The sequence below is a fragment of the Exiguobacterium sp. 8H genome (assembly GCF_902506255.1).
Classification (GTDB): domain Bacteria; phylum Bacillota; class Bacilli; order Exiguobacteriales; family Exiguobacteriaceae; genus Exiguobacterium; species Exiguobacterium profundum.
The window spans coordinates 442,186-462,010 of sequence record NZ_LR733429.1 but is presented as its reverse complement, the minus strand read 5'-3'; the positions used below and the strand labels follow the sequence as shown (position 1 = coordinate 462,010).

Here is a 19,825-nt window from a genome sequence, read left to right as displayed (position 1 = left end):
CATCCATTAATGAACTTCGCTAAATTTTGAAGCGATGACTTCTTTCAATTCATCGATTGATGTTTCAATCACTTCACCTGTTGCACGTACTTTCACTTCAACGATGCCTTCGCCAGCTTTTTTCCCGACGTTCACGCGAATCGGGAGTCCGATCAAATCTGCATCGGCAAACTTGACGCCCGCACGTTCTTTCCGGTCGTCGAACAAGATATCGTATGTTTGACCGAGCTCTTCATAAAGACGGTTCGCCAACTCGACTTGCGTCTCATCTTTTGCGTTGATTGCAATCAAATGGAGATCGAACGGCGCTACGTTACGTGGCCAAATGATTCCACGCTCGTCGTGATGTTGTTCGACGATGGCTGAAAGTGTGCGTGACACCCCAATGCCGTAGCAACCCATGATGAGTGGTTCGGCACGACCCTCTTCGTTGAGGAATGTCGCACCCATCGCTTCTGAATATCGTGTTCCGAGTTTAAATACTTGTCCCACTTCAATCCCACGAGCAAAACGAACCGGACCGGACTCATCCGGTGCCAAATCGCCTTCGACAACGAAACGTAAATCGTGGTATGTCATCTCGGCAAGGTCGCGCGCAGCATTTACACCCGTGTAGTGTGTGTTCGCCTCGTTAGCACCACAGACAGCATCCACTAAGTATTTGACCGCATAGTCGGCAACGACTTTGACTGGAGCGTTAATCGGTCCGAGTGTACCTGGTGCACAGTTGAATAACTCAACGATTTTCGCTTCTTCTTCAAGTTGAATGTCGAGTCCACCGAGTGCGTTCTTCACTTTGACTTCATTCGCTTCGTGGTCGCCACGAACGATTGCCATGACGGTTTCGCCATCCACGTTAAACAAGACAGATTTGATTGTCGTCTTCGGGTCCACATTCAAGAATGCCGCCACGTCCTCAATCGTACGATTTTCTTCCGTGTTCACTTTTTCGAGCGGCCGAACGTCAGTTTGTTGCATCTCATAACGGTCGAGCGTTTCGGCCATCTCGATATTCGCCGCATAGTTCGACGTGTCCGTGTAGACAATTGTATCTTCACCAATATCCGCAAGCGCTTGGAATTCATGCGTGTCTTTCCCGCCGATTGCCCCAGAGTCTGCGACGACCGGACGATACTTCAGTCCTGTACGGTCGAAGATACGTGAGTACGCATTATACATGTTTGTATATTCTTCATCTAAGTCTTCTTGTGTCGCGTGGAATGAATAGGCGTCTTTCATCAAGAATTCGCGTCCGCGCAGCAATCCAAAACGTGGTCGACGCTCATCACGATACTTCGTTTGAATCTGGTACAAGTTCATCGGAAGTTTTTTATACGAGTTGAGCTCATCTCGGACGATCGATGTAATCAATTCTTCGTGTGTCGCACCGAGTGCGAAGCGACGGTCATGACGGTCCGTCAAGCGCATCAACTCAGGACCGTAAATGCCCCATCGTCCTGTCTCTTCCCAAAGTTCTGCCGGTTGGATGGCAGGCATCAATAGCTCTTGAGCTCCGGCACGATTCATCTCTTCGCGGATGATCGTTTGGATGTTGTGTAACACTTTATGTCCGAGTGGAAGATAAGAATAAATTCCTGCCGCATTTTGACGGATGAATCCTCCACGGACGAGGAGTTGATGGCTGACCGCTTCCGCGTCAGCCGGCACTTCTCTCAATGTAGGCATGAGCAATCTAGATTGTTTCATACAGTTCAACGTTTCCCTTCTCTACAAACAGCTTATTTAAAGAATGATTGAATGTCGTTCCAAGTGACAATCAACATTAAAATCATCAAGAGTGCGAATCCGATAAAGTGGACGAATCCTTCCTTTTTCGGATCGATTGGACGTCCGCGTACCGCTTCGAACAAGAGGAAAATCAAACGTCCTCCGTCTAACGCTGGCAATGGGAGCAAGTTGAAGATGGCAAGGTTGACGGAGAGAAGCGCTGTCCAATTCAACAGCATGATCAAACCGCTCGCCGCTACTTCATCTGTCATCCGTACAATCCCGACCGGACCTGCTAGTTGATCGACACCGACTTGTCCTGTCACCAAATCACCGACCGCAGAGAAAATCAGCGTCGACATCGTCCATGTCGTTTCCGCCCCCGTCGTCACGGCTTTGACCGGTGATCGTTCGAGCGCGTTCGTGACACCAAGAATCCCGACCGTCTCTCCGTTTTGTTCGACTGCTTGTGGTGTAAGGGTGACAGTTGCTTCCTCTCCATCACGGACATACGTGACTTCCGTAGGGGTGTCCGCGCGGTCTTCTAAAGCAGATCGCAAGTCGAGCCAATCGGTAATCGGCTCGCCTTCAATCGAGACGATTTCATCCCCACTCATCAAACCAGCCTCATCAGCGGCTGAATCCGGTTGAACCGTACCGATTTGACCATCGTTCGTTGGGGTTCCTTGAACGACCCCAACAATAATGAGCAAGATGAACGCCAAGACAAAGTTCATCGCCGGACCGGCTGCGATGGCCAAGACACGCTTCCAAACCGACTGGGCCCCAAACGTTCGATCATACGGTGCAATTTGAATTTCCATCCCTTGGTCGACAAGGAGTGTGTCTCGCTCTAATGAATAGACCCGCACTTCCTCATCGATGAGAAGTTGAACTTTCAACTCATGTGTCGAATCGAACTTATCGACGGTTCCGACGACATGGACATCTGTAGCCGTGTCCGGTTGGAAGTAGACACGATCGACCGTCCCCTGTTCAGTGAGACGAAGTCCGACATGCTGACCCGCTCGGACTTCAATCGGTTCAAAATCTTCTCCGGCCATTTTGACGTAGCCACCGATTGGTAAAAGACGAATGGTATAGAGCGTTTCATTTTTACGGAATGAAACAATTTTTGGACCGAATCCGATTGCAAACTCGTGACAGAGAATGCCTGCCCGTTTCGCCATGACGAGGTGTCCCCATTCGTGTACCGAAATGAGAACGCCAAACATCAAAACGATGGCGATAAAAGTCGTCATGATTTATTCCCCACCTTCAATTCCTTGCTGAATCTGTTGACGTACTGCTCGGTCAACTTCTAGAATTTGTGCGAGCGTCGGCTCGGCAATGACCTCATGTCGAGCCATCGCTTCTTCGACGAGTCGTTCAATCTCTAAAAACGTGATCTGACCGTTCAAGAATAGGTCCACTGCCACTTCATTGGCTGCATTCAAGACGGTCGGCATGGAACCACCGGCTCTTCCTGCTTCGAACGCTAACCGGAGTGCCGGGTAACGATTGAAATCAGCCTCTTCAAAATGCAGCTTTCCGATTTCCTTCAAGTTTAACCGCTTATTCCCCTCGATTTCAAGCCGCTTCGGTCCCGATAGCGCATAAAGGATCGGACCACGCATATCCGGGTTTCCAAGCTGGGCCATCACGGCAGCATCTTTAAATTCGACCATCGAATGAATAATCGATTCACGATGCAAGATGACTTCAATATCATTATAATCGATATCGAACAGCCAGTGTGCCTCGATGACTTCCAAGCCTTTGTTGAACATCGTCGCCGAATCGATTGTGATTTTTGCTCCCATTGACCAGTTCGGATGATTCAGTGCGTCTTCAACAGTCACATCAGCCAGCTCATCACGTGAACGATCACGGAAACTACCTCCTGAAGCCGTTAGAATAATCTTTGATACATCTTCTCTTCGTTCCCCGTTCAAACATTGATAAATCGCGGAGTGTTCACTGTCGACAGGCAATAGGTTGACCCCATGTTCTTTCACGGCCGCTTTGACAAGATGTCCTGCGGTAACGAGTGTTTCCTTGTTGGCGAGTGCAATATCTTTCCCTGCTTGAATCGCCGCAAGCGTCGGTTCGAGTCCAACTGCTCCAACGACTGCCGTCACGACGATGTCAGCCCTTTCTGCCGTCGCACACTCCTTCAGCCCCTCCGGTCCAATAAAATAGAGAGGTTCATATGTAAGACGTGGCTTCAACTGCTCGAGTACTTCGATACTCGTTGCCGACACATATTTTGGTCTAAGTCGATTGATCCATTCCGTGGCGACATCGACGTTCGTTCCGAACGCATACGCCTCAAGTTCAAACAGGTCGGGGTGCTGTTCGATGACGTCACAAGTTTGAACGCCAATCGAACCAGTCCCACCAATTAAGCTAATTCGCTTCATTTCGACACTCCTTTTTAAAGCAGATTAAACACCCAAATGACGGTAAAGACCGCAATCATACTATCAAACCGGTCTAAAATGCCACCATGTCCTGGTAACAGGTGACCCGAATCTTTGACTCCATACTGGCGCTTATAAGCAGACTGCACCAAATCTCCGAGCTGTCCGACTACCGCCACGACAATCGCTAAAATGACGACCTCAATTATCGGCAAAATCGGATCAATCCAGACGAAGATGATACCGAGTACAATCGCAGACACAATGCCCCCAATCGCCCCTTCAATCGTCTTGTTCGGACTAATCGATGGCCATAATTTGGCTTTTCCGAATGCCTTTCCGGTAAAATATGCTCCCGAGTCCGTCGCCCAAATCATAAACAAGATCAGCAACACTTTCGATAGACCGTCCTCAGAGAGCCGGACTAACGCAAAACTAGAGAAACCGACGACCAAATAGACCGCTGAGACGAAGTAAAAACTAGCGTCTTCATACGTGAACCGATTTTTCGTGACCACTGTCCAAAACAGCAACAGTACGAGCCCTAAGACGAGCCATTGTTCAATCGAGAACGGAAGTTCATCCGTGACAACCTGATTCTCAATCAATAATAAGAGGAATGGGAACGCCACGAGGAGCGCTGTCACCAAGAACGGAAACGCCAACAGCTTATGCTGTCGCATCAACGTGAATTCACTCAATCCGATGAGTGCTAAAATCCCCATCAATGAAACAAATGCATTTCCTCCAAGCGCAATTACCGTGATGAAGATGGCTCCTGCCCATAGTCCTGTAATAATACGTGTCTTCATGTTACACCCCACCAAAACGTCGCGTGCGCGCGTTGTATGATTCAATCGCTTCTACAAAATGCTCACGCTTAAATTCCGGCCACAATACTTCTGTGAAATGAAGTTCAGCATACGCGCTTTGCCATAATAAAAAGTTAGAGAGTCGTTGTTCCCCGCTCGTCCGAATAACGAGATCCACGTCTTGGACGTGTGTCATGAGCCGTTCACCAATCATACGGTCATCGATGTCGTCTGCCTGAACCAAACCGGACTGAACGTCTCCTGCAATGCTGCGCATCGCTTGAACGAGCTCATCCCGTCCCCCGTAGTTGAGTGCGAAGACAAGATTCAACCCTGTGTTCGCAACGGTCCGTTCTCTCGCCTCGTTAACGGCTTCTCGTGTCTCTCGTGGGAGTTTTGACGTATCTCCCGCAACGAGCACTCGTACATTCTGTTCGTGGAGTTCTTTCAAATCGGTCTCCAAAAACTGTTTCGGCAGTTTCATCAAGAATGAGACTTCCTCTTCCGGACGAGTCCAATTCTCTGTAGAGAACGCATAAAGCGTCAGAGACCGAATCCCGAGTTCTTGTGCTGTTCGTACCGCTTCCCGGATGGACTTCATCCCTTCCCGGTGACCCATGATGCGAGGGAGACCACGTTTTTTGGCCCAGCGTCCATTTCCATCCATAATGATGGCTACGTGCTCAGGAACACTTAACTCCGCCTCGATTTTCGTTTTAGGATTCACCCATTTAAACATTCTGTTATCCTCCTGATTGTATGAAAGAAGGACCCTCTCAGAAAAAGGGTCCCCACACAGCTTTTTGGTATACCACTTCCGTGATTACACTTCCATGATTTCTTTTTCTTTAATTGCTGCAGATTCATCAATCTTCTTGATATACGAATCCGTCAACGTTTGAACGTCATCTGCATATCCGCGGAGATCGTCTTCTGTTAACTCGCCATCTTTCTCGAGTTTCTTCAAGTTTTCATTTGCGTCACGACGAACGTTACGGACAGCGACTTTCGCTTCTTCTGCGTATTTTTTCGTGACTTTAACTAATTCTTTACGACGTTCTTCCGTCAATGCAGGAATCGCCAAACGAATGACCGTACCGTCAGATGATGGAGACAAGCCGAGGTCTGCCTTTTGAATCGCTTTCTCTACTTCAGAAACCATTGACTTATCCCATGGTTGAATCAAAAGTAGGCGCGCTTCTGGTGTATTGATGTTTGCCACTTGATTGAGTGGTGTTGGGACACCATAGTAATCAACTTGGACAGGATCCAAAATCGATGCGCTGGCACGGCCAGTGCGAAGCGTTCCAAAATCACGTTTAAGTGAAGAATGCGCTTTTTCCATTTTTTCTTCAGCTGTTTTCAATACTTCTTTGACACTCATGAATTGACTCCTCCTACTACCGTCCCGATATGTTCCCCGAGAACGACACGTTTAATGTTACCTTCTTCAAGCAATGAGAATACAATCAATGGAATGTGGTTGTCCATACAAAGTGACGTTGCTGTCGAGTCCATGACTTGAAGTCCATCCTTTAAGACGTCAAGATAAGACAACGTATCGTACTTCACTGCCGTCGCGTCCAATTTCGGATCAGCTGAATAGACGCCGTCCACATTGTTTTTACCCATTAAGATGACATCAGCTTCGATTTCAGCCGCACGGAGAGCAGCTGTCGTGTCCGTTGAGAAATATGGGTTTCCTGTGCCGGCCGCAAAGATAACGACGCGTCCTTTTTCAAGATGACGCATTGCGCGACGACGAATGTATGGTTCAGCAACTTGTCGCATTTCAATTGATGTTTGGACGCGCGTTTGGACACCGTACGTTTCAAGGCTATCTTGAAGAGCAAGTGAGTTCAATACAGTTGCGAGCATACCCATGTAATCTGCGTTTGCCCGATCCATCCCGAGTTCACTACCCGTCTTTCCACGCCAAATGTTTCCGGCACCTACAACAACGGCGACTTCTACACCCATCTCGATCAATTCTTTAATTTGACTTGAGATTGAGTTTACAATGTTAGGGTCGATCCCGTAACCTTGATCTCCAGCGAGCGCTTCTCCACTCAATTTTAACACAATTCGTTTATATTTCGGTTCCATAACTTTGCCTCCTCTTGCTTGAAAAAAGGGAACACGCTCCCTTAACGAACTAACTCAAGGTTATACAGACGTGTTCCCATTTTTAGTTGCATCACTGATTGTGACACAGATTATTTTTTAAGTTGGTTCATAACTTCTTCAGCAAAGTTCTCTTCACGTTTCTCCATACCTTCTCCTACTTCGAAGCGTACGAACGAGTTGATTTTTCCGCCTTTTGATTCTACGTACTTACCAACTTTGAAGTCGCTGTCTTTTACGAACGTTTGGTCAACGAGGCAGATTTCCTCGAAGTACTTGTTCATACGACCAGCAATCATCTTCTCAACGATGTTAGCAGGCTTGCCTTCGTTAAGTGCTTGCTCAGTCAAGACTTTCTTCTCGCGGTCGATTTCTTCAGCTGATACTTCATCGCGTGTCGCGTAAAGTGGACGTGCTGCAGCAACGTGCATTGCAACGTCTTTAGCAACTGTTTCGTCAGATGTGCCGTCGATTACAACGACTGACCCGATGCGACCACCCATGTGGAGGTACGTACCGAATACTGCATCGTCAGCTTTTTCAAGAACAGCTACACGACGGAGTGAGATTTTCTCTCCGATTGTAGAAGCTTCTTCTTGAATGTACGTTTCAAGTGTTTTACCTGCTTCGTACTCAGCCGCGAGTGCAGCTTCTGCAGTTGTTGCGCCTGATGCGAGTACTGCTTTTGCTACGTTGTTTACGAGTGTTTGGAACTTCTCGTTCTTCGCAACGAAGTCTGTTTCTGAGTTGATTTCGACGAGCACAGCTTTGTTGCCTTCAACTGCTACTGCTGTCAAACCTTCAGCGGCGATACGATCACCTTTTGCTGCTGCTTTAGCGATTCCTTTTTCGCGAAGGAAGTCGATTGCTGCTTGCATGTCACCGTCTGTTTCAACGAGTGCTTTTTTGCAATCAAGCATTCCTGCTCCTGTTTTTTCACGAAGTTCTTTTACCATTGCTGCTGTAACTGCCATCGGAAATTCCTCCTTGTAAAACTAACGAATTTTAAGAAAAAGCACAGGGCTTTTTGATTACATGTCCTAAAAAAAGGTGATAAAAGGCTTTCCCTTTATCACCTATTGTCTCACTGATTACTCAGCTTCTGTAGCTTCAGCTTCTGTCGCTACAGCTTCTTCAGCAACTTCTTCTTCACCTTGCTTCGCTTCGATGATTGCATCTGCCATCTTAGAAGTGAGCAATTTAACTGCACGAATTGCATCGTCGTTCGCTGGGATTACGTAGTCGATTTCGTCTGGGTCACAGTTTGTGTCGACAATCGCAACGATTGGGATGTTCAATTTGTGAGCTTCCGCGATTGCGATACGCTCTTTACGTGGGTCAACGATGAAGAGGGCGTCAGGCACACCAGGCATATCCTTGATTCCGCCGAGGAACTTCTCAAGACGAGTCATTTCTTTCTTCAAGATGATGACTTCTTTCTTAGGAAGTACTTCGAACGTGCCGTCTTCTTCCATTTTTTCGAGTTGCTTCAAGCGGTTGATACGCTTTTTGATTGTTGAGAAGTTAGTGAGTGTTCCACCCAACCACCGCTCGTTAATGAAGAACATTCCAGAACGGATTGCTTCCTCTTTGATTGTATCTTGAGCTTGTTTTTTCGTACCAACGAAGAGGACGTTTCCGCCTTCTGCCGCGAGTTCACGAACAAAGTTGTAAGCTTCGTCTACTTTTTTGACCGTCTTTTGAAGGTCGATGATGTAGATCCCGTTACGCTCTGTGAAGATGTATTTCGCCATTTTTGGGTTCCAACGGCGTGTTTGGTGACCGAAGTGTACACCAGCTTCAAGCAATTGCTTCATTGAAATTACTGCCATGATAAATTTCCTCCTTGTGGTTTAAAAAAGTCCTCCGCCTCGTTCATTGTTGTATTCCGACCTTTCGGCACCGAGGAATATCATCCCGAGACGTGTGTGATGTGTTTAACACCGAGAATTACTATAGCATATGTCACGAAATCCGGCAACTCTCACTTTTTACGAAGTTTCGCATAAAGCGCAAGCTCGCCCTCGCCTTTTCCGAGGATACGGGCAGCGTCCCGCACGGAATGTCGCAACAAGACATCGTCCACGTCGATTGACGCGGACGGGGTCGTCTCTTCTGTCGCCTCTACGACCGTTTGAACGGACTCATTGACAGGGAGCGATGAAGCTTCTTCCTGTTGAACCACGTTCGAACGTTCAACGGGTTCTTGAACAACGAGGTCGTTCATCGACTCCATGAATGAAAGAAGCAACGTTTCGGTCTCTTGCTTCTCTCGTTCGAGCCGTTCGACTCGTTCCTGAAGCGCTTGGACTTGTCGGTAGCCGAATAAAAAACCGTAAGCAACCAAACAAGCTGTGATCACATATACAATATACACTTGTTCATCTCCTTACGATGTCTTTTCTTCTAAATAGGACCGACCGAGCGCGTGTTTTAATGTCTTCAACGCTTTGGAATGAATTTGCGAAATCCTTGATGTTGACAGTTCGAGCACTTCCCCAATCTCCGTCAACGTCAGTTCGTCAAAGTAAAACAAAGAGACGACGAGTCGTTCTTTTTCGGATAAATGGTCGACTTCTGCTGCCAGCACATCAATCAATTCGCGTTGCAACAACGTATCTTCTGGCTTTTCAGAATCCGGGTCGAAATACGTGACAGACATGACTTTTCCTTCTTCTTGCAACGTCACGGCCTCATCAATCGACAACATATTGGCAAAGTACCCTTCCGCCATCGTTCGTTCGATTTCTGCAATCGGTAAGTCGCATGCCGAAGCTAACTCGCTCTTCGTTGGAGCACGATGTAACGACTGTTCAAGCTGTTCTGCCACCTGATCGATTTTTTTCACTTTTTCTCGAACCGACCGAGGTAACCAATCCACTTTTCGTAAACCGTCGATAATGGCTCCACGAATCCGAAACGCAGCATACGTATCAAATTTATTATTGTGCTCTGGATCATATTTCATAAGGGCATCGTACAATCCCATGTAACCCAAACTTTTCAATTCGTCGCGTTCGACGCTCTTTGGAAGCGTCACGATCATCCGTTGTACGTGGTAGTGGATGAGAAACTCGTAATGTGCTAGTAATTCGTTTGCTGTATCCATATCACGGTCCATATTCCAGCGATCCCACAACTGTGTAAGATGAGTCGTCATGTCGATCCCCCCTTATAGTTCTTTCGTACCTACGCTCACCGTCCGAATCGATAAGACAGATGTTGCGACATCAAACTCGATTGTCCGCCCGTTATGTCCGCCACAATCTTCTGCCACGAGCGGAATACGATGGACTTTTAATGCTTGGCGGATGGCCTCGGCGTTTCGCTCACCGATTCGCATCGCCTCGTTCTCATATTTAAACTGAAACATCTGAGCGCCGCCTGCCATCTTTGCTTGAAGCCGCGTGGCCCCTTCTCGTTTCAATGAATGCACGAGTGTATCAATGGCTGTATCTGCGTATTTTCCTACTTCAATCGTCTGGTTCTTACGAGCAATCGTCGAGTCCGGCAACATGACATGTGCCATCGCTGCCAATTGGAGGCGGGTGTCATATAAAATGACACCCACACATGACCCGAGTCCGGCTGTACGTAACCGATTTGGTGCGGTCGTCTGCTTCCATTCGGCAATGCCGATTTTTAATACATCAGCCATTGCCAAGCAACCGTTCTTGAATCCGTTTGAGCGACCCATGTGTTGGTAGGAACAACACATGTCCTGCACTTACTTTTTGATCAATCATAAATGTCGTGTCGATATAGAGCGCCGCGTCTTCCTCAGGTTGTACAGACGTGACGACAAATTCAACAATCGAACCTGCCATATCGATGGCCGTTGCCGGCACTTGAATCATAATCGGTGTCTGTAACCAGTCACCTAGCGCTCGCGCATAAGCACCGCTCATAATATTCCCGACCTCTTCCCAAGCCGATTGGCCGAGCTCATCAAAAGAATCAAATGAATATGGCATCCCAATCAAGGTCGAAACCATTTGCTCGGCATCTTCCACGGCGAACAAAATGAGGATCATTCCACGAATATCACCATCTAATTCCAACAAGACCGAGGCAACATGTCGTTCCGGACCGCCGACTCGCTCTGGTAAATAGGTGATCGGTTCCATTTCGGCAGAAGACACGGTAATGTTCACCGGTTTCGAAAGCATTGCCGACAAGGCAGTCGCCGCATGTCCAGACCCTATATTTCCCAGTTCCTTTAACAGGTCTTGTTCAAACTCACTCAGCATACTGTTCCTCAAACAACGCATTCGCATCGAGTAAGGAGAAGAGTTTATCTTCTCCTTTTGCGATGGCTGTCAGATGTGCCGAGAGCATATCGCGACTCGATTCCGGAATCGGTTCGATTCGTACTTCGTCGCTTTCCACGACCTCATTCGCACGGTCGACGATAAATCCGGCATCTCCTTGATTCAACGAGGCGATCAGGATGCGCGTTTCATCCGTTGGTTCGATTTCTTCGTAGCCGAGTCGCAAGCGAAGGTCGATGACCGGCGTGACGACACCACGAAGGTTGATGACCCCTTTCACATGTGACGGTGCGTTCGGCACTCGTGTGATCGGCTGAAGTCGCTCGATTGAACGGACCGACTGTACGTCGATCCCATACGTATTTTCTTCAAGTGAAAAGACTACCCATTTCTGTTCCATCAATATTCCTCCTTAAAAGAGATCGTTACTATCTACGATAAGGGCGACGCGACCGTCACCAAGAATGGTCGCACCAGAGATAGCTGGAATCCCTTCAAGATACGTACCGAGCGGTTTCATGACAATTTCTTGTTGACCGATCAAATCGTTGACGACGACGCCGACGAGTTTGTTGCCTTTTCGAACGACGACGACCGGGAATTGCGACTTCGTCTCTGATTCGATGCCAAACATTTCTTTCATGTAGACGAGTGGGACCAGTTGACCACGGAAGTCGAAGACTCGCTCACGGTGTGCTGTCAAAATGTCCGCTTCATCAAGTAATGTCGTCTCAAGGATCGATGTCAATGGAATCGCATACGATTCCTCTCCCACTTGAACGAGCATCGCCGAGATGATAGAGAGGGTGAGCGGTAAGCTGACCTGGAACTTCGTGCCTTGTCCCCCAACCGTCTCTAGAGAAACGACCCCACCGAGTGACTCGATTTTATTTTTGACGACATCCAGTCCGACACCGCGTCCTGACAAGTCAGTGACCACGTCTGCCGTCGAGAAGCCCGGAGCAAAGATCAGCATCGCCAATTCGTTCTCAGACATCGTCGTCGCTTCTTCATCTGTGATCACGCCGCGCTCCAACGCTTTCGAGCGAACCTTGTCGACGTTGATGCCGGCACCGTCGTCCTCGATTTCAATGAAGACTCGGTTTCCGCCGTGATACGCACGGAGTGCAAGCATGCCCTGCTCCGGTTTTCCGGCTTGAAGACGTACTTCCGGACGTTCGATGCCGTGATCGATGGCGTTACGGATCAAGTGGACGAGCGGATCGCCAATTTCATCGATGACCGTGCGATCGAGTTCTGTTTCAGCACCTGAAATGTCCAACTGGACTTTTTTATGAATCTCTTTTGCGACCGAACGCACCATTCGTGGGAAGCGATTGAACACTTGTTCGATTGGCATCATCCGGAGGGTCAAGACGAGTGATTGTAACTCGTTCGTTCCCCGCTTGATTTTTTCGACCGTTTCATTCAATTCTGGTTGACCGACTTCGTCCGCCAGGCGCTCAAGGCGTCCACGGTCGATAATGAACTCCTCAAACAAGTTCATCAGACGATCAATTCGTTCTAAGTTGACGCGAATCGTTTTTGCTTGTGCTTGAGCGGCTACTTGCTCTTTCGTATCTTTCGCTTCTTCCTTGTCCGAGGTAGCTTGAACGACAGGTTCAGGTGCAATCGTCTCCGCTGTCACAGCGACTTCTGGCTCACTGACCGCTGTTTCTGTAAACGCATTGACTTCGACGCGCTCCACTTCCGATACTTGAGCGATGGCATGTTCAATCACTTCTGCCGTCTCTTGTGACAAGAATAAGACGTCGAACGACAAGTCAAATTGCTCTTGTTCGATTTCTTCTGTCTCCGGATGTGTGCTGACGACCTCACCTAGTTCTTGAAGGCGATCGAATACCATATACGCACGGGCCGCTTTCAAGACGACCGCGTCAGACAGTTTGACTGTGATTTGATACGCCTCAAAGCCTGTCTGTTTGGCTTGCTCGATGACCGAGTTCGTATATAAATCAATCTCAAACGTGCTCGTCTCTGAAGTTTTTTCGACTGCGACTTCTTTCCCACCGATGAAGGATTGGAATGCGGCGACCGTTTCTGATACATCCACGTTCGCGCCTTGTCCTCCGCTTTCGATGTCCGCAATCATGTCTTCCATCTGTTCCATGGCGATGAACATCGTATCCAACAAGAGTTGGTTACTTTCCTTTTTGCCGCCACGGACGAGGTCGAGCGCGCTCTCCATCTCATGTGTCAAGTTGGCAACGCGTTCGTACCCCATCGTCGAAGACATCCCTTTTAGCGTGTGTGCCGACCGGAAGATCTCCTGTACAACATCCGCCCCACCCGATTGTTCTAATTTAAGTAACTGTGTGTTGATCGATTGGATATGTTCTTGGGATTCATCTAAAAACAACCCTAAGTATTCATTCACGTCCATCTCATTTGCCTCCCTGTCGTTATACTCGGTTCCACTGTTTTCGTAAGTTCCCCATCAAACGGTCCATCAAGTGACGTGGTTTCGGAGGCGTACCCGTAAGCGTTGTCAAAATTCGTTCGAGGCGCCAGCTAATATCACTCTTTCGGTTGTATTGATAAAACGGGACTTGGGCGATGACTGCCTTTCTGACAGATGAGTCGTCTGGTAGAAAGCCGAGGAATCGAATCGTCTTATTTAAAAACTGTTTACATGCGACTTCCATCCGTTCGAAACATTGAAGGGCTTCCTCACCGGACTGGGCTCGGTTGACGATGACGCCAAGCGGTAAGTCCGGGTACTGATGGTGCACCAGTTTCGTATATGCATAACCGTCCATTAGCGAGGTAGGTTCTGGAGTCAAAATCAAGAACATCTCATCGCAACCCGCGATGAATTGGAGTGAGGTGTCCGTCGCTCCAGCCCCCATATCGAACAGGACATAATCATATTCGGTCAATACTTCGAGTTCTCGCATGAGAAATTGCATGTCATCATCTGAGAGATGGACGAGTTGGTCCTGCCCACTCCCTCCATGTAATATATCGACACCATATACATTTTTCTGAACAGCTGCAGCCAATGGAATACGAGCTTTGACGGTCTCGATCATCGTTCTGGACTTCATGGCATTCATCAAGATGTGCACATTGGCCATTCCGATGTCGAAGTCGACAATCAACACTCGTTTTCCGAGTTCAGCTAGGGCGATGGCCGTGTTTACACAGACGTTCGTCTTTCCGACCCCACCTTTCCCACTCGCAAAGGCGATTGTCGTCGGATGGGCATCATTGATAGCTCTTAAACGCCTTGCTTGGTCCATCTTGCCCACCCTTCTTTCTCAAACAGTCGTTTCGTCAACGCGTCCGCTTGTCCCCGAATCAGATCGTCCGGCACTTCTTGGCCGTCTGTCATCCAGGCGACCGGAAGACCGCTCTTTTTCACCATGCGGTACATCGCGTGGATATCACTTGTCTCGTCCGCCTTCGTAAAAATGAGTGAGCTAAGAGGCAATGATTCGAATTGCGAATAGATCATATCCATGTCCTTCGTTTTGGATGTCAAACTCAAAACGAGCGAAAGGCTTGTTTCAGTGAAGTCGTGATGTTCATGAAACTGTTCGACGTAAGCCGGATCGCGGAAATTTCGTCCCGCCGTGTCGATTAGCACGATGTCTTTACGAGCAAACAATTGCTTGGCACGCTTGAAGTCATGAAAGTCATATGCCACTTCCACCGGAATACTCATGATTTCAGCATACGTCTTCAACTGTTCGATGGCAGCGATTCGATACGTGTCGGTCGTGATCAATCCGACCGTTTTGCCTTCCGTCAGTTTAAAGTGCGCCGCAAGTTTGGCGAGCGTGGTCGTCTTGCCGACACCCGTCGGTCCAACGACCATAACATATCGTCTAGCTTCAGGCGGTTCAATGAACGACGATTTGACTTGTTCGTACACGAAACGTTCAGCTTCTTCTACAGATTTTGTCGTGTAGTACAGTTCGTTCAGCGTTTCCTCCCACGACTCATCCGCAAAGGATTCAGTCGAGAGCAGCGATTCGACGTGTTGCAACGAGGCGTGTAGTCTCGGTCCCGCTCCTCCGATCACACGTGGTGGCGTCTGCGTCACGACAGATGGTGTTGGTGCTGTCCGAACAGGGACAGGCTGTCGTGGCTTTGTGACGACTTGCTCTTTTTCGAGGGCTGCGATGACCTCCACTTGCTTTGACGCAAAGAGACCGAACCATCCTGTCTTCACTTGTCGTGAGTTGAGGATGACCGCTTCGTCTCCGAGCTCTTGCTTCACTTTCGCCATCGCATCAGCCATGGTCTTCGCCGTAAACTTTTTAATCTGCATGTTAAATCACCCCAATACTTTTCACTTCGACGGAACTGAGTAATTCGTTATAAGCCAATACCGGCACATCTGGATAATACCGTTCGAGTAATTGACGAACGAACAGACGAATCGTTGGGGAACATAAAATCACAGCCGATGCCCCATATCGTTCAAACATCGACAGTTGTTCGCCAGTGCGCTCGATAATCTCTCGAGCTTGCTCTGGGTCGAGCGCCAAATAGTTCCCGAACTCCGTTTTCTGAACCGCGTCTTGCACCGTCTGTTCCGTCTGTCCGCCGAGTGTCACGACGTAAAGCGGACCTTCAGGTGGTTTGACTTGATCGGTCAATTGACGGGACAAGCCTTGACGGCAATACTCTCCTAAGATTTCCGCGTCTTTCGTCACTTTTCCGTAGTCTGCCATCGTCTCGAACAGAAGCGGCAAGTTTCGAATGGAAACACTTTCTTGGAGTAAGTGGCGTAACACTTTCTGAATTTCGCCAATCGAGAGGACTGACGGCGTCACGTCCTCGACGAGAACCGGATGCGTCTCTTTCAGGTGCTCGACGAGTTGTTTCGTCTCTTCCCGACCGAGTAAATCTGCCGCATGTTTCTTCAACGTCTCGGTCAAGTGAGTCGCGACAACAGAAGGCGGATCAACGACGGTATACCCGCTCATTTCTGCCCGAGTTCGTGTTTCTTCATCAATCCAAAGGGCAGGAAGACCGAATGCTGGTTCCGTTGTTTCAATTCCATATACCTCAGGGTCTTCGATGCCCGGGCTCATCGCCAAGTAATGATCCAGCAATAGCTCTCCCTCTGCAACGACGTTCCCTTTGACTTTGATTCGGTACGCGTTCGGTGATAACTGCAAGTGATCGCGAATCCGGACCGTCGGTAAGATGAAGCCAAGCTCGAGTGCGAGTTGACGACGAATCATGACAACGCGGTCTAACAAGTCACCGCCTTGAGACTCATCTGCAAGCGGAATCAAGCCATATCCGAATTCAAATTCAATCGAGTCAATCTGCAACAGCGAGACGACTGATTCTGTCGGCGCTGTCGATGGTTCCTCTTCGAGCATCGGCTCTTCCGTTGCCTGACGGATATTTCGACGCATCGTGTAGGCGCCGAAGAATGCCGTTCCGGCAATGATCATCGTCACAGGAAGTAGGGGCGGTGATACAAAACCAAGCATGAAGACAATCGACCCGGCGATATAAAGGAGTGATGGGTTTTGACCGAGCTGGTCGATTACGTCTTCCCCTAAGTTTCCATCCGAGACGGCACGGGTCACGATGATCCCGGTCGCGGTCGAAATCAAAAGTGCTGGGATTTGACTGACCAAGCCATCCCCGATTGTCATGAGTGAGAACGTTTGGAACGCTTCTCCAACTGGTAATCCCATTTGAACGACACCGATGATAATCCCGAAGATCAAGTTGATCGTAACGATGATAATACCAGCGATGGCATCTCCTTTAACGAACTTCGATGCCCCGTCCATTGATCCATAGAAGTCCGCCTCGCTTTGAATTTTACGGCGACGCATCTGGGCTTCTTTGTCGTCAATTAAACCAGAGTTCAAATCGGCGTCGATGGCCATCTGTTTCCCTGGCATCGCATCGAGTGTGAAGCGAGCAGACACTTCCGATACACGCTCTGCTCCTTTCGTGATGACGACGAATTGAATGATGACAAGAATCAGAAAGACGACAAATCCGACAAGGACATTTCCGCCGATGACGAAATCACCGAACGTCGCAATGACTTCCCCACCATAACCGTTCGATAGAATCGAACGGGTCGTCGATACGTTCAAACCAAGACGAAACAACGTCACAATCAATAAGAGAGAAGGGAATACGGAGAAGTCGAGTGCTTCCCGGGCATTCATCGCCACAAGTAGAATCATGATGGCGATCAAAATATTTACGATGATTAAAAAGTCTAATAAAAACCCCGGTAGCGGGATGATCAGCATGATGACAATCATCAACACACCAATCAAAATTGCAAAGTCTTTCGCTTTTACTGCCAACACATACTCCTCCTCAAGACGGTTGCTTCATTTGATAGACGAATGCCAGTACTTCCGCAATGGCTTGATAAAACGATTCGTCTACCACTTCACCGATGTCGATTTGCGCATAGAGCGCTCGCGCGAGTGGTTTATTTTCAACAATGGCCACGTCATGTTCTTTTGCGACATCTCGAATATGAAAGGCGACCCGGTCGACCCCTTTAGCGACCACGAGCGGCGCAAAATCTTTCGTGTCATCATATCGAATGACGACCGCGTAATGGGTCGGGTTCGTGATGACGACATCGGCATTCGGTATTTCTTGCATCATCCGTCGCATCGCCATTTCCCGTTGTTGCTGTTTGATTTTAGATTTGATGAGTGGGTCACCTTCAGTATTTTTGTACTCATCTTTTATATCTTGCTTAGACATTCGGATCGATTTCTCAAAATCAAATCGTTGGTAGAATAAATCGAGTAGTGCAAGTGCGAGCAAGGCGACACTTACCCAAAGACCAAGTTCGATTGTGATACTCGCGAGTGCGACAATCGATTCACGAACTTGTTCGACGGCCATCCGAGACAGTTCTTTCTGATTTTTCCAAAGGACAGCGACAGCGGTTGTCAGGATGATTAACAATTTGAATAAGGACTTTAAAAATTCGACGACCGCTTTCATACTGACGATGCGTTTGACCCCCTTGATTGGGTCGATCCGCTCAAGCTTTGGTTGAATGGCTTCTAAAGAAAATAACGTTCCGATTTGTAGGTAATTGATGAGAATCCCAAACACGACGGCGACGATAAAGAACGGAGCCAAAATCAAACCGACACGGAGCATTAAGTCGACGACCATATCCGACATGCCGCCCGTCACGTTAAACAATAAATACTCTGGGCTGAGTAAATCGCTGATTAAAGAAAGCAATTGCTGCCCAATCACGGGACCGAAAAAAGATAACATAAGAAACATCGCAAAAAGTGCGAACGCTCCAGTCAAATCGGCTGACTTGGCGACCTGCCCCTTCTTTCGGGAGTCTTCCCGTTTACGTGGCGTCGCTTTTTCTGTCTTTTCACCTGCAAAAAACTGTAGATTGACCGATAAAGGATATAGAGGCTTCTTCATGAGGCGTCTCCTAATATGAGCATAAAGTCGTGCATCACTTCTTGTAATAGCGGGATGAACTGGCTGATTCCTGTCAATGTCAGTCCCATCAATAAAACCATGACGGCAAAACCAGCGATAAGTTTAAATGAAAATCCGATGGCAAAGATATTGAATTGCGGTGCTGACTTCGCTAAAAAACCGAGAGCTAAGTCCACAAGCAGTAAGGAAGCCATCATCGGCAACGCCAATTGCAACGCGACCATCATTGTCATCGTGACGACTTTTACAGCCATCATCAATGAAGCTTCAGTAAAGTTGATCATCGGTTGGCCAGGCGGATAGATTTGAAAGCTATAATAAATGCCGTCAATCAGCAGAAGATGCAGGTTGCTCGTCAACAAAATGAATAGCGTAAAAATATAATAAAATCGTCCAATCAATGGTGATTGACCGCCAAACATCGGATCATATGCGGATGCCATCGCTAATCCGAGCTGTAAATCGATGACCCCACCGGCAATTTGCGGTGCAAAAAATAGGATGTTGATTAACAGTCCGAGTAAAAGTCCGATCATGACTTCATAGACGACTTGCAGGACAAACGCATTGGTCATTTGAATTGGCTCGGTCAGTGTGAACATTGCGTAGTATGCTAAAAACGCACTGAACGCGACGCGGTGCATGACCGGTAATTGTCTCGTCGAGAACAACGGGACACTGACAAAAAAGCCAGACAGTCGCGCGAACGTTAATCCATACATACTGATGAAGTCGACTGCATTCATTTCGAAGCAACCTCGACCATCAACTCAAAAATCAAACGCGTGAACCCTTCAATCTGTTGAAGCATCCACGGTCCAAAAATGACGAGACCGATGAAGACCGAGATAATTTTCGGAACGAACGATAACGTTTGTTCTTGAATTTGAGTCGTGGCCTGTAAAATCGAGATCACGAGACCGACGATCAGTGAGATGAGTAGAAGTGGCATTGATATTTTTAATAAGGTCCACACACTCTCTGTCGCCAAATAGATGACCATTTCTTGTGTCATGTC

At 48.1% G+C, this 19,825-nt stretch carries 21 protein-coding genes; all 21 read right to left on the bottom strand.

The window, feature by feature from the left end; genetic code table 11:
• Nucleotides 1-6 precede the first annotated feature (6 nt).
• Nucleotides 7-1,707 (bottom strand): proline--tRNA ligase, encoded by a 1,701-nt coding sequence (locus GVY43_RS02325; protein ID WP_159563631.1) that lies wholly within the window; start codon nucleotides 1,705-1,707, stop codon nucleotides 7-9.
• Between the two features lie 32 nt (nucleotides 1,708-1,739).
• A complete protein-coding gene (gene rseP, locus GVY43_RS02320; protein ID WP_159562103.1) occupies nucleotides 1,740-2,990 on the bottom strand; it encodes an RIP metalloprotease RseP in 1,251 nt (416 codons plus the stop codon).
• Nucleotides 2,991-2,993: 3 nt separating this feature from the next.
• Nucleotides 2,994-4,151, bottom strand: coding sequence for a 1-deoxy-D-xylulose-5-phosphate reductoisomerase (gene dxr / locus GVY43_RS02315; protein WP_159562102.1), 1,158 nt, complete (start codon nucleotides 4,149-4,151; stop codon nucleotides 2,994-2,996).
• A gap of 14 nt (nucleotides 4,152-4,165) precedes the next feature.
• Nucleotides 4,166-4,963 (bottom strand): phosphatidate cytidylyltransferase, encoded by a 798-nt coding sequence (locus tag GVY43_RS02310; protein WP_159562101.1) that lies wholly within the window; start codon nucleotides 4,961-4,963, stop codon nucleotides 4,166-4,168.
• Nucleotide 4,964: 1 nt separating this feature from the next.
• Entirely contained in the window at nucleotides 4,965-5,702 is a 738-nt protein-coding gene (locus GVY43_RS02305; RefSeq protein WP_159562100.1) for an isoprenyl transferase, read from the bottom strand.
• Nucleotides 5,703-5,786: 84 nt separating this feature from the next.
• Nucleotides 5,787-6,347 carry a ribosome recycling factor gene (frr, locus tag GVY43_RS02300; RefSeq protein ID WP_031421698.1) on the bottom strand — a complete coding sequence of 187 codons (561 nt, stop codon included), beginning with the start codon at nucleotides 6,345-6,347 and terminating at the stop codon, nucleotides 5,787-5,789.
• Nucleotides 6,344-7,069: a UMP kinase gene (gene pyrH, locus GVY43_RS02295; protein ID WP_015881417.1), complete on the bottom strand. Its 726-nt coding sequence runs from the start codon at nucleotides 7,067-7,069 to the stop codon at nucleotides 6,344-6,346. Before pyrH ends, frr begins: the two co-directional genes overlap by 4 nt.
• Nucleotides 7,070-7,179: 110 nt before the next feature.
• On the bottom strand, nucleotides 7,180-8,061 hold the full coding sequence (gene tsf / locus GVY43_RS02290; RefSeq protein ID WP_078146717.1) for a translation elongation factor Ts: 882 nt from the start codon (nucleotides 8,059-8,061) through the stop codon (nucleotides 7,180-7,182).
• A 117-nt stretch (nucleotides 8,062-8,178) separates the two neighbouring features.
• Nucleotides 8,179-8,919, bottom strand: a complete 741-nt coding sequence (gene rpsB / locus GVY43_RS02285) for a 30S ribosomal protein S2 (protein ID WP_015881415.1) — start codon at nucleotides 8,917-8,919, stop codon at nucleotides 8,179-8,181.
• 152 nt (nucleotides 8,920-9,071) lie between these two features.
• Nucleotides 9,072-9,464 carry a hypothetical protein gene (locus tag GVY43_RS02280; RefSeq protein ID WP_074037229.1) on the bottom strand — a complete coding sequence of 131 codons (393 nt, stop codon included), beginning with the start codon at nucleotides 9,462-9,464 and terminating at the stop codon, nucleotides 9,072-9,074.
• A 12-nt stretch (nucleotides 9,465-9,476) separates the two neighbouring features.
• Nucleotides 9,477-10,247 carry a FliA/WhiG family RNA polymerase sigma factor gene (locus tag GVY43_RS02275; RefSeq protein WP_159562099.1) on the bottom strand — a complete coding sequence of 257 codons (771 nt, stop codon included), beginning with the start codon at nucleotides 10,245-10,247 and terminating at the stop codon, nucleotides 9,477-9,479.
• 12 nt (nucleotides 10,248-10,259) lie between these two features.
• Nucleotides 10,260-10,745, bottom strand: coding sequence for a chemotaxis protein CheD (locus GVY43_RS02270; protein ID WP_031421691.1), 486 nt, complete (start codon nucleotides 10,743-10,745; stop codon nucleotides 10,260-10,262).
• Nucleotides 10,738-11,337, bottom strand: a complete 600-nt coding sequence (locus tag GVY43_RS02265) for a chemotaxis protein CheC (RefSeq protein WP_015881411.1) — start codon at nucleotides 11,335-11,337, stop codon at nucleotides 10,738-10,740. Before GVY43_RS02265 ends, GVY43_RS02270 begins: the two co-directional genes overlap by 8 nt.
• The gene (locus tag GVY43_RS02260; protein ID WP_015881410.1) at nucleotides 11,327-11,758 is read right to left on the bottom strand and encodes a chemotaxis protein CheW; all 432 of its coding nucleotides are present in this window, start codon (nucleotides 11,756-11,758) and stop codon (nucleotides 11,327-11,329) included. Before GVY43_RS02260 ends, GVY43_RS02265 begins: the two co-directional genes overlap by 11 nt.
• 12 nt (nucleotides 11,759-11,770) lie before the next feature.
• A complete protein-coding gene (locus GVY43_RS02255) occupies nucleotides 11,771-13,762 on the bottom strand; it encodes a chemotaxis protein CheA (RefSeq protein ID WP_159562098.1) in 1,992 nt (663 codons plus the stop codon).
• A gap of 19 nt (nucleotides 13,763-13,781) precedes the next feature.
• Nucleotides 13,782-14,621: a MinD/ParA family protein gene (locus GVY43_RS02250; RefSeq protein WP_015881408.1), complete on the bottom strand. Its 840-nt coding sequence runs from the start codon at nucleotides 14,619-14,621 to the stop codon at nucleotides 13,782-13,784.
• Nucleotides 14,600-15,655, bottom strand: a complete 1,056-nt coding sequence (locus GVY43_RS02245; protein ID WP_159562097.1) for a GTP-binding protein — start codon at nucleotides 15,653-15,655, stop codon at nucleotides 14,600-14,602. Before GVY43_RS02245 ends, GVY43_RS02250 begins: the two co-directional genes overlap by 22 nt.
• A 1-nt stretch (nucleotide 15,656) precedes the next feature.
• The gene (gene flhA, locus GVY43_RS02240) at nucleotides 15,657-17,678 is read right to left on the bottom strand and encodes a flagellar biosynthesis protein FlhA (protein ID WP_159562096.1); all 2,022 of its coding nucleotides are present in this window, start codon (nucleotides 17,676-17,678) and stop codon (nucleotides 15,657-15,659) included.
• A 13-nt stretch (nucleotides 17,679-17,691) separates the two neighbouring features.
• On the bottom strand, nucleotides 17,692-18,786 hold the full coding sequence (gene flhB / locus GVY43_RS02235) for a flagellar biosynthesis protein FlhB (protein ID WP_159562095.1): 1,095 nt from the start codon (nucleotides 18,784-18,786) through the stop codon (nucleotides 17,692-17,694).
• Nucleotides 18,783-19,553, bottom strand: coding sequence for a flagellar biosynthetic protein FliR (gene fliR / locus GVY43_RS02230; RefSeq protein ID WP_074037236.1), 771 nt, complete (start codon nucleotides 19,551-19,553; stop codon nucleotides 18,783-18,785). The genes flhB and fliR overlap by 4 nt, the downstream gene beginning before the upstream one ends.
• Complete coding sequence (gene fliQ, locus GVY43_RS02225; protein WP_015881403.1) at nucleotides 19,550-19,822, bottom strand: flagellar biosynthesis protein FliQ; 273 nt, start codon at nucleotides 19,820-19,822, stop codon at nucleotides 19,550-19,552. Before fliQ ends, fliR begins: the two co-directional genes overlap by 4 nt.
• Nucleotides 19,823-19,825: the final 3 nt, after the last annotated feature.

What these genes read in the sequence shown, in the direction of transcription:
- fliQ (WP_015881403.1), bottom strand. Translation starts at nt 19,822, where the DNA reads ATGACACAAGAAATGGTCATCTATTTGGCGACAGAGAGTGTGTGGACC.
- rpsB (WP_015881415.1), bottom strand. Translation starts at nt 8,919, where the DNA reads ATGGCAGTAATTTCAATGAAGCAATTGCTTGAAGCTGGTGTACACTTC.
- GVY43_RS02245 (WP_159562097.1), bottom strand. Translation starts at nt 15,655, where the DNA reads ATGCAGATTAAAAAGTTTACGGCGAAGACCATGGCTGATGCGATGGCG.
- GVY43_RS02325 (WP_159563631.1), bottom strand. Translation starts at nt 1,707, where the DNA reads ATGAAACAATCTAGATTGCTCATGCCTACATTGAGAGAAGTGCCGGCT.
- GVY43_RS02275 (WP_159562099.1), bottom strand. Translation starts at nt 10,247, where the DNA reads ATGACGACTCATCTTACACAGTTGTGGGATCGCTGGAATATGGACCGT.
- GVY43_RS02270 (WP_031421691.1), bottom strand. Translation starts at nt 10,745, where the DNA reads ATGGCTGATGTATTAAAAATCGGCATTGCCGAATGGAAGCAGACGACC.
- GVY43_RS02250 (WP_015881408.1), bottom strand. Translation starts at nt 14,621, where the DNA reads ATGGACCAAGCAAGGCGTTTAAGAGCTATCAATGATGCCCATCCGACG.
- pyrH (WP_015881417.1), bottom strand. Translation starts at nt 7,069, where the DNA reads ATGGAACCGAAATATAAACGAATTGTGTTAAAATTGAGTGGAGAAGCG.
- GVY43_RS02305 (WP_159562100.1), bottom strand. Translation starts at nt 5,702, where the DNA reads ATGTTTAAATGGGTGAATCCTAAAACGAAAATCGAGGCGGAGTTAAGT.
- GVY43_RS02310 (WP_159562101.1), bottom strand. Translation starts at nt 4,963, where the DNA reads ATGAAGACACGTATTATTACAGGACTATGGGCAGGAGCCATCTTCATC.
- GVY43_RS02265 (WP_015881411.1), bottom strand. Translation starts at nt 11,337, where the DNA reads ATGCTGAGTGAGTTTGAACAAGACCTGTTAAAGGAACTGGGAAATATA.
- flhB (WP_159562095.1), bottom strand. Translation starts at nt 18,786, where the DNA reads ATGAAGAAGCCTCTATATCCTTTATCGGTCAATCTACAGTTTTTTGCA.
- frr (WP_031421698.1), bottom strand. Translation starts at nt 6,347, where the DNA reads ATGAGTGTCAAAGAAGTATTGAAAACAGCTGAAGAAAAAATGGAAAAA.
- dxr (WP_159562102.1), bottom strand. Translation starts at nt 4,151, where the DNA reads ATGAAGCGAATTAGCTTAATTGGTGGGACTGGTTCGATTGGCGTTCAA.
- GVY43_RS02260 (WP_015881410.1), bottom strand. Translation starts at nt 11,758, where the DNA reads ATGGAACAGAAATGGGTAGTCTTTTCACTTGAAGAAAATACGTATGGG.
- GVY43_RS02255 (WP_159562098.1), bottom strand. Translation starts at nt 13,762, where the DNA reads ATGGACGTGAATGAATACTTAGGGTTGTTTTTAGATGAATCCCAAGAA.
- fliR (WP_074037236.1), bottom strand. Translation starts at nt 19,553, where the DNA reads ATGAATGCAGTCGACTTCATCAGTATGTATGGATTAACGTTCGCGCGA.
- rseP (WP_159562103.1), bottom strand. Translation starts at nt 2,990, where the DNA reads ATGACGACTTTTATCGCCATCGTTTTGATGTTTGGCGTTCTCATTTCG.
- tsf (WP_078146717.1), bottom strand. Translation starts at nt 8,061, where the DNA reads ATGGCAGTTACAGCAGCAATGGTAAAAGAACTTCGTGAAAAAACAGGA.